The sequence below is a fragment of the Streptomyces sp. NPDC002884 genome (genome assembly GCF_040295245.1).
Classification (GTDB): Bacteria; Actinomycetota; Actinomycetes; order Streptomycetales; family Streptomycetaceae; genus Streptomyces.
This window is the reverse complement of record NZ_JBEOVB010000010.1, coordinates 1-12,541: the sequence shown is the minus strand read 5'-3', so window position 1 is coordinate 12,541 and position 12,541 is coordinate 1. Positions and strand designations below refer to the sequence as shown.

11 protein-coding genes and 1 tRNA gene are annotated in these 12,541 nt (G+C 72.4%); 7 read left to right on the top strand and 5 right to left on the bottom strand.

Annotated elements, in window-relative coordinates; translation table 11 throughout:
- Positions 1–29: 29 nt before the first annotated feature.
- Entirely contained in the window at positions 30–1,019 is a 990-nt protein-coding gene (locus ABT070_RS21370) for a bifunctional GNAT family N-acetyltransferase/NUDIX hydrolase (protein WP_351762908.1), read from the top strand.
- 232 nt (positions 1,020–1,251) lie between these two features.
- Here the strand turns inward: ABT070_RS21370 and ABT070_RS21365 are convergent, their stop codons facing one another.
- Positions 1,252–2,757, bottom strand: a complete 1,506-nt coding sequence (locus tag ABT070_RS21365) for a M1 family metallopeptidase (RefSeq protein WP_351762906.1) — start codon at positions 2,755–2,757, stop codon at positions 1,252–1,254.
- 58 nt (positions 2,758–2,815) lie between these two features.
- Between ABT070_RS21365 and ABT070_RS21360 the strand changes: the two genes are divergently transcribed.
- Positions 2,816–3,316, top strand: a complete 501-nt coding sequence (locus tag ABT070_RS21360; RefSeq protein WP_351763357.1) for a hypothetical protein — start codon at positions 2,816–2,818, stop codon at positions 3,314–3,316.
- A 59-nt stretch (positions 3,317–3,375) separates the two neighbouring features.
- Here the strand turns inward: ABT070_RS21360 and ABT070_RS21355 are convergent, their stop codons facing one another.
- Complete coding sequence (locus ABT070_RS21355) at positions 3,376–4,092, bottom strand: pentapeptide repeat-containing protein (RefSeq protein ID WP_351762903.1); 717 nt, start codon at positions 4,090–4,092, stop codon at positions 3,376–3,378.
- A 286-nt stretch (positions 4,093–4,378) separates the two neighbouring features.
- Here ABT070_RS21355 and ABT070_RS21350 point away from each other — a divergent pair, with 286 nt between their 5' ends.
- Both ABT070_RS21350 and ABT070_RS21345 read left to right on the top strand, forming a co-directional pair.
- Positions 4,379–5,350, top strand: a complete 972-nt coding sequence (locus ABT070_RS21350; protein WP_351762900.1) for a zinc-binding dehydrogenase — start codon at positions 4,379–4,381, stop codon at positions 5,348–5,350.
- Positions 5,351–5,445: 95 nt separating this feature from the next.
- Complete coding sequence (locus tag ABT070_RS21345; protein WP_351762897.1) at positions 5,446–6,948, top strand: MFS transporter; 1,503 nt, start codon at positions 5,446–5,448, stop codon at positions 6,946–6,948.
- Positions 6,949–7,116: 168 nt separating this feature from the next.
- On the opposite strand, the gene ABT070_RS21340 is transcribed toward ABT070_RS21345, so the two are convergent.
- The 3 genes from ABT070_RS21340 to ABT070_RS21330 all read right to left on the bottom strand — a co-directional run bounded on the left by ABT070_RS21340 (position 7,117) and on the right by ABT070_RS21330 (position 9,364).
- Positions 7,117–8,535 carry an NAD(P)/FAD-dependent oxidoreductase gene (locus tag ABT070_RS21340; protein ID WP_351762894.1) on the bottom strand — a complete coding sequence of 473 codons (1,419 nt, stop codon included), beginning with the start codon at positions 8,533–8,535 and terminating at the stop codon, positions 7,117–7,119.
- 9 nt (positions 8,536–8,544) lie between these two features.
- On the bottom strand, positions 8,545–9,171 hold the full coding sequence (locus tag ABT070_RS21335; RefSeq protein ID WP_351763355.1) for a rhomboid-like protein: 627 nt from the start codon (positions 9,169–9,171) through the stop codon (positions 8,545–8,547).
- Between the two features lie 116 nt (positions 9,172–9,287).
- A tRNA-Thr gene (locus ABT070_RS21330) sits at positions 9,288–9,364 on the bottom strand.
- A gap of 272 nt (positions 9,365–9,636) precedes the next feature.
- Here ABT070_RS21330 and ABT070_RS21325 point away from each other — a divergent pair.
- The 3 genes from ABT070_RS21325 (at position 9,637) to ABT070_RS21315 (ending at position 12,315) form a co-directional block, all read left to right on the top strand.
- Positions 9,637–10,725: an ABC transporter ATP-binding protein gene (locus ABT070_RS21325; protein WP_351762891.1), complete on the top strand. Its 1,089-nt coding sequence runs from the start codon at positions 9,637–9,639 to the stop codon at positions 10,723–10,725.
- Positions 10,726–11,009: 284 nt separating this feature from the next.
- Positions 11,010–11,480 (top strand): hypothetical protein, encoded by a 471-nt coding sequence (locus tag ABT070_RS21320; RefSeq protein ID WP_351762888.1) that lies wholly within the window; start codon positions 11,010–11,012, stop codon positions 11,478–11,480.
- A 103-nt stretch (positions 11,481–11,583) separates the two neighbouring features.
- On the top strand, positions 11,584–12,315 hold the full coding sequence (locus ABT070_RS21315) for a nucleotidyltransferase family protein (protein ID WP_351762885.1): 732 nt from the start codon (positions 11,584–11,586) through the stop codon (positions 12,313–12,315).
- Positions 12,316–12,541 lie beyond the last annotated feature (226 nt).

The following is a 12,541-nucleotide window of genomic DNA, read 5'->3' as shown; positions in this document are numbered from 1 at the left end:
TCCGGAGGCGCCCGGCTAGCGTGCTTCCCATGCTTCTCAGCCCGCTCCCCCTCACCGCCGACCACGACATCCCCGCGCCCCTGCTCACCGAACTCACCGCGCTCTACGCCTCCCAGCACGCGTTCCACGCTCTCAGCGGTGACTTCCCGGACCCGGACGACATCCGGCCGGAGCAGGTGGCGGCGGCGCTCGCGCAGGAGCTGGCGCACGAGGGCGTGGAGGTGCTCCTCGCCCGCAGTCAGGGGCGGCTGACCGGGGTCGTGGTCACGCTCGACCGGCATCCCGACCCGGCCGATCCCGATCCATGGGTCGGATTGCTGATGGTGGACGCGGCCGTGCAGGGGCAGGGCCACGGAAGGCGGATCGTCCAGCAGGTCGAGGACCGCTTCCGGGCGGCCGGCCGCGACGCCCTGCGACTCGCCGTACTCGACGCCAATCCCAAGGGGCTCGCCTTCTGGACCGCCCTCGGGTACCAGGTCATCGGGCACCGGCCCGACCTCCGACTCGGCCGGCCCTGCGCCGTGCTGCGCAAGCCGCTGCGCAGGTCCCGCCGTGCGGCCCGGGTCGCCGTCGTCGATCCGCAGGGCGCCGTCCTCCTCTTCCGGTACGAGTATCCGGACGTCGGCACGCACTGGGCGCTGCCCGGCGGCGGGCTGGAGGAGGGCGAGTCGCCGCGTGCGGGGGCGCTGCGGGAACTGCGCGAGGAGACCGGGTGGGCGGACCTGGAGCCGGGGCCCCTGCTGTGCACCTGGGAACACGACTTCACCCGCATGGGCGTCCTCGTCAGCCAGCACGAGCAGATCTACGTCTGCTCCGGCCCGCGCCGCGAACCCGGCGGGCCCGACCTCGCGGCCTCCCATGCCTCCGACGGCATCCTCGGCTGGCGCTGGTGGACGCGCGAGGAGCTCGTGGGGGAGGCGGGGGAGGCGGGGGAGGCGGAGCCGGTGTGGCCGCCCGGCCTCGCCCGGCTGCTCGACGCCTGGGAGGCGGAGGCGGAGAGCGGCCCCCGCCGCCCGTGACCGCCTGACGGCTCACGGGCGTGCGTGACGGCGGGCGTGCCTGACGGCGGGCGTGCGTGACGGCGGGCGTGCCTGACGGCGGGCGTGCCTGACGGCGGGCGTGCGTGACGGCGGGCGGAGGGCAGGCGAACTTGGCGGCTCACGGGCGGCTGGGCTTGCCGGCTCACGGGCGTGCGCGTGGCGGCTCACGGGCTTGCGGCCGAGCGCGGTGACGGCCTACGGGCGGGCCGGCTCACGGGCGGGCGGGCTTGCCCTCTCCGTACAGCCAGTCCGCCCAGATCTCGTCGAAGTCCTCGTCCGGCGCCTGCTCCTCCACGTACGCGGTGAAGTCGTCGGTGCCGACGCTGCCGTGACGGTGGGCGGCGGCCCAGCCCTGCACGATGTCGTAGAAGGCGTCGTCGCCGACGGTCTGGCGGATGCGGTGGATCACCATCGCGCCGCGCTGGTAGACGGGGGAGTCGGAGATGTGTGCCGCGCTCGTCGGCTTCGCGGGCGGGAACGCCCACAGGTCCTCGTACTCGTCCTCGCCGTGGTCGTACAGCTCCGTGAACGTCTCCTCCGCCGTAGCACCGTCCTCGTCCTCCGTCCACAGCCACTCGGCGTAGGTCGCCAGGCCCTCGTTGAGCCACATGTCCTGCCAGCTCTCCGGCGTGACGGAGTCGCCGAACCACTGGTGGGCGGTCTCGTGGACGAGGGTCGCGGTGTCGGGGGCGCCGGGGTAGACGGGACGGTTCTGGGTCTCCAGGGCGTACTCGACGTCCTCGGGGCGGTCGACGATCGCGCCGGCGGAGGAGAACGGGTAGGGGCCGAAGTTGTTCTCCGCCCATTCCATGACCTCGGGAAGCCGGGCGAGCACCTTGCGGCTCGCGGTCACCTGGGACGGGTCCACGGCGATGTACACCGGCAGCCCGCCCTTCGCCACGGACCCGGTGCCGGACCCGGTATCGGTGTCGGTGTCGGTGTCGGTGTCGGTGTCGGTGTCGGTGGGACGAGGGACGGTGGAGCGGGTGACGGTGTAGCGGCCGATCGCGACGGTCGCCACATAGCTCGCCATCGGCTCGGCGGTGTGCCAGCTGAAGGTCGTACGGCCGTCCGCCGCCGCCGTCGCGCTGCGCAGCTCACCGTTGGAGACGGCCGTCAGGCCCTTCGGGACGGTGACGGCGATGTCGTACGACGCCTTGTCGGAGGGGTGGTGGTTGCCCGGGAACCAGGCCATGGACCCGGTCGGTTCACCGAGGGCGAGCGCTCCGTCCGCGGTGCGCAGCCAGCCCTCGTTCGACCCGTCCGGATCGGTGATCGTCCGCGGGCTGCCGGAGTAGCGGACCCGGACCTCGAAGGTCTCCCCCTCGGACAGGGCGTCGGACGGCCGGACGACGAGTTCCTGGCCGTCCCTGCGGAACCCGGCCGGGTCGCCCCCGACGGTCACCTCCTCGACCTTCATGCCCGCCAGATCCAGGTCGAAGGCGGCGAGGTCCTCGGTCGCACGGGCGGTGACGACGGCCGTGCCGGTGAGCCGGTTGCCTTCGGGGGTGTAGGCGAGGGTGAGGCCGTAGTGGGAGACGTCGTAGCCGCCGTTGCCCGCCTTCGGGAAGTACGGGTCACCGACGCCCTGGGCGCCCGAGGCGTCCCGGGCCTGGGCGCCCGAGGTGTCCGGCGCCCCCTCGTCGTCGCACGCGGTCAAGGTGAGCACGAGCGCAGCGGCGGCCACCGCCGGGACAAGGCGTACGGATCGGGACATGTCAGTGATCCTATGGGGCCGACCGGCCCCCGCGCGGGGTCGTGACACCATCGCCTACGTGCTCGACATCGGCTACGCCCTCTCCAACCGCTTCCCGGACCCGCCGCAGAAGGACTACCGGCGCGCGGACGTCCACAGCCTCCGTCACGACCTGTTCTGCGGTGACGTCTACCTCGCCGACACCAAGGCGGACCGCGAGGTGTCCACAGCCTGGGGATGGGTGCCGGTACTGGACTTCGCGTGGGCGCTGTGCGACATCGTGGAACTGATCGACCAGGACCCGGCGGGCTCCCGCGCCTCCCGCCCGCAGTACGCGGAACTGGACTTCACCGAGTCCACCGACCGCATGCTGTTCGAGCGCCGCTTCGGCTGGGTGGACATCGCGGCCGACTGGATGCGGGCGGAGGAGCCCCCGCTCACCTTCTCCCACGCCGAACTCCGCCGCGAGGCCCGCGACTTCCTCCACGACCTCCTCGCCGACCTGACCGACCTGCACGAGGACCTGGCCGAGAACCCGGCGATCTGGACCCTCCAGTCCCGCTTCCCACGAGTGAAGTAGCCCCTCGGGGGGCCTTGCGCCCCGCCCCGCCCCCCGCCCCGGCCCTCCTCACCCCTTCCTCAGCCCTCGACCCTGAGGCCCAGTTCCGCCGCCAGCACAGGTGCCAGATCCAGCAGTTGGGCCGCGGAGATCACCGCGCCGGACAGCCGGTCCACGCCGCCCGCGAGGCCGAGTTCCACCGCTCCGCGCAGGTCCACGTCCGCCAGGGTCGCCGCGGTGAAGTCGGCGGACTTCAGGGTGCAGTCGACGAACTCGACCCGCTCCAGGCGGGCGCCGCCGAAGTCCGGCTCCACCAGGACACACGACTCGAAGACCACGTCCCGCAGCCGCGCCTGGCGCAGGTTCAGGTAGTCGATCTTGCCGCCGCGGATCACGACCCGTTCCAGGACGGCGCCGTACAACTGGGTGCCGCCCAGCCGGGCGTCGAGCAGCTCGACATCGCGCAGGGTCGCCTCCGCCAGGTCGGTGCCGACGCCCCGGATACCGGTGAGGACCGAGTCGAGGAAGCGGGTGTGGCGCAACCGCGTCTCGTCCAGCGCACAGCCCGTCAGGGCGCAGTCCATGAAGCGGGCGCCCCCGCCGTCCTGCCCGGCGAGGTCCAGCTCGCGCAGTTCCACGCCGTCGTAGTCCCCGTCGGGCTCCAGTTCCCCGCCCCCGTACGGCTCCAGCGGCGGCAGCCGCACCTCCGGGCGCCGCGCGCCTTTCACCGCCGCACTGCTCCTGCCGCCGGCCCTGTCGCCGGTGCTGCCGGTTCTCCCGGTCGCTGTCCTCGCCATGTCCCCATGCTGCACCCCACCACTGACAATCCCCTGTCCGCCCTCCGGCAGCCGGAACGCCCTTGACCTCGAGCAAGGTTCAGGTTGAAAGGTGGGAGCAGAGCGGGAGCAGGGCGGGAGCAGGGCGGGAGCATCCGGACGAACAGCCCGTCCCCGACCCGCCACCCATCACCGACGCACCCCTCACCGACCCGCCCGCCACCCGCCACCCATCGCCCACCCCTCACCCCTCGCCTCTCACCCCTCGCCACCCATCGCCCATCGCCCACCGCCCCAGGGGGAACCCATGCACGCCATCCGCCTCCACGCCTTCGGTCCCGCCGAGAACCTCCGTTACGAGGAAGTCGCCGACCCGGTACCCGGCCCCGGCCAGGTCCGTCTCCTCGTCGAGGCCGCGGGCGTCCACCTCCTGGACACCGCCCTGCGTGAGGGCCTCCGGGGTCCCGCACCCGCGCCGACGGCCCTCCCCACCGTCCCCGGCCGGGAGGTCGCCGGCGTCGTCGAGGCGCTCGGCGAGGGCACCCCCGACAGCTGGCTCGGCCGACGCGTCGTCGCCCATCTCGGCTTCGCGCCCGGCGGGTACGCCGAACGGGCCGTCACCGACGTCGACCGTGTGCACGAGATCCCGCCGAACCTGGACCCCGCCCAGGCCGTCGCCATGATCGGCACGGGCCGTACCGCGCTGGGGATCCTCCAGTTCGCCGAGCTCGGGCCCGGGTCCGTCGCCGTGGTCACCGCGGCCGCGGGCGGCATCGGCACGCTCCTCGTGCAGTACGCCGGGAACGCGGGCGCGACGGTCGTCGGACTGGCCGGCGGCCCGCGGAAGGTGGCCCGGGTCGCGGCCAACGGCGCCGACCTCGCCGTCGACTACACGGACACCGCCTGGCCCGCCAAGGTCCGGGCCCACCTGGGCGGCCGGACCGCCGACGTCGTCTTCGACGGGGTGGGCGGCGATGTCGCCCGGGCGGCCGTCGCCCTCCTGGGACCGGCGGGCAGGCACCTCGTCTTCGGCTGGTCCGCCGAAGGCATCCGCGACGGGAAGGGCTACTTCGTCGAGGGGGTCTCCCGGTCGGTCCTGGGGCCCGTGATGATCGAGAAGGCGGGCGGCCTGCGGGCCCTGGAGCTGCGCGCCCTCGCCGAGGCGGCCGCCGGCCGGCTGACCCCGGCGGTGCAGACGTTCCCGCTCGCCGAGGCCGCCGCCGCGCACCGGGCGCTGGAGACCCGCGGAACGGTCGGGAAAGTCGTCCTGGTGCCGTGAACGACCCACGACCACCGCTTCGGCAACCCGTACGCAACCGGTACCGCAACCGGCCCAGGGATGCGATAGATGCCGGTTCATGGTGTTCTGTCGTAATGAGTGTCACCCGGACAGGTGAATCCTCCGCCGACACCGCCCCGGATCCCCGCCGCTGGTGGGGCCTGGTGATCATCGCCCTCGCCCAGCTCATGGTCGTCCTGGACGCGACGATCGTGAACATCGCCCTGCCCTCCGCACAGCAGGACCTGGGCATCTCCGACGGCGACCGTCAATGGGTGATCACCGCCTACACCCTGGCCTTCGGCGGCCTGCTGCTGCTCGGCGGCCGCATCGCCGACCTGGTGGGCCGCAAACGCACGTTCGTCATCGGGCTGATCGGCTTCGCCGTCGCCTCCGCGCTCGGCGGGGCGGCGACCGGCTCGGGCATGCTGTTCGGCGCCCGCGCCCTGCAGGGCGCCTTTGCCGCCCTGCTCGCCCCTTCCGCGCTCAGCCTCCTGACGACGACGTTCACCGACCCCAAGGAGCGCGGCAAGGCCTTCGGCATCTACGGCGCCCTCGCCGGCAGCGGCGCCGCGATCGGCTTCATCGTCGGCGGCCTGCTCACCGAGTACCTCGACTGGCGCTGGTGCCTGTACGTCAACGTGCCCATCGCCGTCGTCGCCGTCTTCGGCGCCCTCGTACTGCTCCACGACCGCCCCGGCCACGCGGACGTCCGCCTCGACGTGCCCGGCGCGGTGCTGGGCTGCGGCGGCCTGGTCGCGATCGTCTACGGCTTCAGCGAGGCCGAGCCGCGCGGCTGGACCGACCCCCTGGTGCTGGGGCTCTTCGCGGGCGGGATCGTCCTGCTCACGGTGTTCGTGTGGTGGCAGACGAAGGCGCGGGTGCCGCTGCTGCCCCTGCACATCCTCAAGGACCGCAACCGCGCGGGCTGCTTCCTGACCATGGGCCTGGCCGTCATCGGGATGTTCGGCCTGTTCCTGTTCATGACCTACTACCTCCAGGTCATCCTCGGCTACTCCCCCCTGAAGACGGGCCTCGCCTTCCTCCCGCTCACCCTGGCGATCATCATCGGCTCCACCCAGATCTCCGCCCGGCTGATGAACCGCGTGCCGCCGCGCATGCTGATGGTTCCCGGCATGCTCCTCGCCTCGGGCGGCATGGTGATCCTGACCCAGATGACGGTGGACTCCTCCTACGCCAGCGAGATCCTGCCCGCGCTGCTCCTGATGGGACTCGGCATGGGCCTGACCTTCATGCCGGTCTTCTCCACGGCCACCGCCGGGGTCGCGCCACAGGACGCGGGCGTCACCTCCGCCACCGTCAACACCTCACAGCAGGTGGGCGGCTCCATCGGCACCGCGCTGCTCAACACGATCGCCACCACCAGCAGCACCGCCTACATCTCGGCCCATCTGACCGGCGGCCCCGCACACCGGGCGCAGGTCGCGGCGGAGGGCACCGTGCACGGCTACACGGTGGCCATCTGGTGGGCCGCCGGGATCATGCTGCTGGCCGGCCTGGTGGCGGGCCTGATGGTCACCACGGGACCCCCGAGACACGCCCCGGCGGGAGCGGCCGTACCGGAGTCGGTGGGCTGACCGCCCGGACCCCGATCCACACCCAGACCCCGATCCCGGTCCCGACCCCGGTCCCGACCCCGGTCCCGATCCGCTGAACCGCAGCCCCACCCCCGACCGCACGACGGCCCGTACAGCAGCCGTACAGCAGTGGCGCCTGCCCGTACCTCAGCCGCGTCAGCGCGTACGTCAGTGGCGTCCCGCGACCCGGTCCGCGAGCCGCGCCAGTCGTGAGGACCCCGCCGCGTGGCGCTCCGTCTCCCGCCGGTCCGCCGCCCGGTAGGTCGCGTACATGCCCTGCACCCCCAGCCAGCGCAGCGGCTCGGGTTCCCACCTGCGCACCTTGTGGCCGACCCAGGGGAGGTCGGTGAGGTCGGTGCGGCCGTCCTGCCCGGAGTCGAGCCGTACCAGGTCCCGCAGGGTCCGTGCGGCCAGGTTCGCGGTGGCCACGCCGGAGCCGACGTAACCGCCCGCCCAGCCGATGCCCGTGGTCCGGTCCAGCGTCACCGTCGCGCACCAGTCGCGCGGCACGCCCAGCACCCCTGACCAGGCGTGCTCGACCCGCACCCCGGCCAGCGCCGGGAAGAACCCGACCAGGATCTCGCGCAGCGCCGCGGCCGTCTCGAGCTGTGTGCGTCCGTCGTTGTCGGTGCGCGAGCCGAAGCGGTAGGGCACCCCGCGCCCGCCGAGCGCGATCCGGCCGTCCGCCGTGCGCTGGGCGTACATGTAGGCATGCGCCATGTCGCCGAGCGCCTCCCGCCCCGACCAGCCGACCGCCGCCCACTGCTCGTCGGTGAGCGGTTCGGTGGCGATCATCGAGGAGTTCATGGGCAGCCAGGTCCGCCGCTCGCCCTTCAGCGCGGCCGTGAACCCCTCCGTGCAGCGCAGCACGTACGGCGCCCGCACGGTCCCGTACGGCGTCACCGCCCGCCCCGGGAGGATCTCCGTCACCGGGGTCGACTCACGGACCTCCACTCCCAGCGCCTCCACGGCCGCCGCGAGCCCCTTGACCAGCTTCACCGGGTGCACCCGCGCGCCGTGCGGGGTCCAGCTCGACCCGACGGCGCCCGCCACCCGCACCCGCTCGGCCGTCTCCCGGGCGCCGTACAGCTCACGGTCCTGCTCCCCGTACGACAGCTCGTGCGCGTGGAAGGCCTTCAGCCGCGCCAGTTGCGCGGGGGTCCGGGCCACCTCCAGGACCCCGCCCCGGTGGACTCCGGCGTCGAAGCCCTCCTCCGCCACCGCCCGGACGACCTCGTCGACGGTGTCGTTCATCGCCCGCTGGAGCCGCACGGCGGCCTCGTGTCCATGCAGCTTCGCGTATCTGTCCCGGCCCGCGATGCCGTTGTACAGCCAGCCGCCGTTGCGCCCCGAGGCGCCGTATCCGCAGAACCTCTGCTCCAGGACGGTGATCCGCAGGGAGGGCGCCGCCTTCTTCAGGTAGTACGCGGTCCACAGCCCCGTGTACCCGCCGCCGACGATCACGACATCGGCAGAGGCGTCGCCCGCGAGCGGCTCCCGCACCGCCGGAAGGCCGTCGTCCGCGTACCAGAAGGAGATGCCGCCATTGACGACGCCGTTCACGACACCGCTTGCCGAGCTGCTCATGGCCGGACGTTAACCCGGCGGCACGGGCGCTGTCTCCTTCGGATTTCGTACTCTTTCGCGCCCTCTGACCAGCGGATAACACGCCAGCCCGACGAGGAAGGAGACGAAGTGGCCGAAGTCGGTGAAGGTCGGTCCGGCGGTCAGCGGGAAGCCGTAGAAGACGAGCACGGCCGCGAGATACCCGTACCGCCAGGGTGGGCGGATCCGGTAGACGAGCACCGCCACCACGCCCGACAGCGCGTAACTCACCCCGACGTCGAGGGTGTTGACCGCGGACTGCGGCGCGAGCCCGTCCCGGATCGCCTTCGCCAGCGCGCCCTCGCTGATCAGCGTCGCCAGCACATGGGCGGCCACGCACACCGCCAGCCACCGCGCGGTCCCCAGCCAGCGCTCGGCCTGGGCGTGGAAGACGGAGTACAGCGCCGCGTACGGCAGCCAGTACCCGCCGTCGATCCACATCGCGCTCGCCACCAGCACCCGCACCGGGTGCCGGGACAGCTCGTGGATGTTGGTGGACCGCTGCCGCAGGAACTCCTGTTCGAACTCCGGTGGCATGTGGTGCAGAGCCACCGTCGTGACGAACAGGACCGCCAGCCACACATATGTGCCGGGCGCGCTGCGGACGTACGCCCACACCGCCCGCCGGGCGCCGGAAACCCCGCTGAGCCGTCTCACCCGGCCCAGTATCGGCGAAACACCGGCCGCGGGCAGCGGAAAGCCCAGGCCGCACAAGAGCTGACCTGGGCTTTTCATGGAGCCCCCTGTCGGATTCGAACCGACGACCTGCTCATTACAAGTGAGCTGCTCTGGCCATCTGAGCTAAGGAGGCACCGCGCGCAACCACACACGCGCGAAGGCGGCTCCACTGTACACAGACCCGCTTTCCCCGAGCCACGGACTTCCACGGTTCGCGCGGCTCCGACCGGCGGGCACCCCGGCCCCTTCCAAGAGTTTCCGCGAAGTTCACATGCCTGCGGGTACTGACAGACCGGGAAACGCCAGGTACCGTCCTGACCCAGTTCGCTCATGTGGACTACACCAACCACCTTCCTACAACGGATCGTCCGGCACGTTCCTGCCGGTAGAAGGGGGCCTTTCACCATGGCCACTGTCACGTTCGACAAGGCGACCCGGGTCTACCCGGGTTCCACCAAGCCCGCCGTCGACGCTCTCGAGATCGACATCGCGGACGGCGAGTTCCTCGTCCTGGTCGGCCCGTCCGGCTGCGGCAAGTCCACCTCGCTCCGCATGCTCGCGGGGCTCGAGGACGTCAACGGCGGTGCGATCCGCATCGGCGACCGCGACGTCACGCACCTGCCGCCCAAGGACCGGGACATCGCCATGGTGTTCCAGAACTACGCCCTCTACCCGCACATGTCGGTCGCCGACAACATGGGCTTCGCGCTCAAGATCGCCGGCGTCAACAAGGCGGAGATCCGGCAGAAGGTCGAAGAGGCCGCGAAGATCCTCGACCTCACCGAGTACCTGGACCGCAAGCCGAAGGCCCTCTCGGGTGGTCAGCGCCAGCGTGTCGCGATGGGCCGCGCCATCGTCCGTGAGCCGCAGGTCTTCCTCATGGACGAGCCGCTGTCCAACCTGGACGCCAAGCTCCGCGTCTCGACGCGTACGCAGATCGCCTCGCTCCAGCGCCGCCTCGGCATCACCACCGTCTACGTCACCCACGACCAGGTCGAGGCCCTGACCATGGGCGACCGTGTGGCGGTCCTCAAGGACGGTCTGCTCCAGCAGGTCGACACCCCGCGCAACATGTACGACCGGCCCGCCAACCTCTTCGTGGCCGGCTTCATCGGCTCCCCGGCGATGAACCTCGTCGAGGTCCCGATCGCCGACGGCGGCGTCAAGTTCGGCAACTCGGTGGTGCCGGTCCAGCGTGACGCGCTCTCCGCCGCCACCGACAAGACGGTCACCGTCGGTGTCCGCCCCGAGCACTTCGACGTGGCCGGCCCCGACGCCGACACGGGCCTCGCGGTCGTCGTCAACGTGGTCGAGGAGCTCGGCTCCGACGCCTTCGTCTACGGCACCGCCAAGGTCGGCAGCGAGTCGAAGGACCTCGTGGTCCGCGTCGGCGGCCGTGACGTCCCGGAGAAGGGCAGCACGCTGCACGTCGTCCCGCGCGCGGGCGAGACCCACGTCTTCTCGACGTCGACGGGCGCGCGCCTCTCCGACTGAGACCCGGTGTGAACCCGGGTGCTTCACCCGGGTTGACGGAAAGGGCCCCGCAGCCTGCTGCGGGGCCCTTTCCCGTGCCCGGCTCCGTGCCCGGCACCACACCCGGTTCCGTGCCCGGCACCACACCCGGTTCCGTGCCCGGTTCCGTGCCCGTGAAATACCCCGGCACAGCGGACGTCTCGGATGAGGACCGTCAACCCCTTACCCAAAAGGGAGCACGGCTTCATCCCCCGTCCGGGTGACTGAATGTCGCCAAATCATTACTGCACGCTACCCTCTCACGCGTGAAGCACTCCGCGAACCACTCCACCACCCAGCGCACGCGCCGCGGCCAGGGCGGCCCAGCCCGCCGGATCGGCCGCTCGCTCGCCCTCGTCCTGCCCGTCGTCATGGTGCTCTCCGGGACCCTCGCGGTCACCCGGGTCAACTGGTCGGGGAACCCCTCGGATTCGGTGCTCACCGCCTCCGACGTCTCCGCCGCGCAACAGTCCTCGCACCGGGCCGCCAAGGCCCCGCAGGACGTGCTGCGCGACCAGTTGCTGACCGAGCTCCAGGAGAAGGATCCGGGCGTCGCCCTGACCCACCTCCAGGCCGCCGTGAACGGCAAGCCGTCGCTGGCGAGGCACTGCTCCTCCATCGCCCGCGCCCTGGGCCGCGCCGCCGTCCGCGCGTACGGCCCCTCGCGCGCCCAGTCGTACTCCCGCCCGGTGTGCGACACGGCCTTCGCCTCGGGCGTCCTGGCGGCCCGGGGCTGAGCCACCGGGCCCCCAGGCCGGGCCCGTACCGACCGGGGCGTGCGGTTCCCCTCCCACCGGGGGACCCGCACGCCCCGGAACAAGCGGCACGTACAGTGCGGGCATGACCGATCCGCACGCCGTGTCCCGCCCCACGCAAGCCGTCATCCTGGCCGGTGGCCAGGGGTCCCGGCTGCGTCCGTACACCGACGACCGGCCCAAGCCGATGGTCGAGATCCCCGGCACGGGGACGCCGATCATCGGCCACCAGCTCGGCTGGCTCGCCGAGGAGGGCGTCACCGACGTCGTCGTCTCCTGCGGCCACCTCGCCGAGGTCCTCCAGGACTGGCTGAAGTCGGCCGACCTGCCCCTCGAGGTCACCACCGTCGTGGAGACCGAGCCCCTGGGCCGCGGCGGCGGCCTGAAGTACGCGGCCGCCCGTCTGCCCCACCCCGACCGGCCCTGGTACGCCACCAACGGCGACATCTGGACCCGCTTCTCGCTGCGCGAGATGGCCGACTTCCACACCGAGCGCGACGCCATAGCGACCCTCGCGCTGGCGCGTCCGCGCATTCCGTGGGGTGCGGTGCAGACGGACGGGTTCGGCCACATCACGGACTTCATCGAGGCGCCGCCCACCACGTACGAGATCAACGCGGGCGTGTACGTCTTCTCCCCCGCGTTCGCCGGGCTGCTCCCCGAGCGGGGGGACCACGAGCGGACGACGTTCCCGCACCTCGCCCGCGAGCGGCGGCTGGCCGGGTTCCCGCTCCCGCAGGGCGCGTACTGGCGGGCCATCGACACCGCGAAGGACCTCACGGAGGCGGCGAAGGAGCTGGCGGCGCTGAGCCGCTGAGTCGCTGAGCCGCTCCGCCGGGGGCGCGGTTCTCAAGGGTCCGTCGTCGGCTGCCGGCCCGGTTCAAGGATTCGTCGTCGGCTACCGGCCCGGTTCAAGGATTCGTCGTCGGCTGCCGGCCCGGTGGGGGCTGGTCGCGCAGTTCCCCGCGCCCCTGAAGCACCGAGGGTGGCGCCGGGGGGGGCTGCGGCCGGGCCCCCCCGACCCAGGCCGCCGACCACAAGCA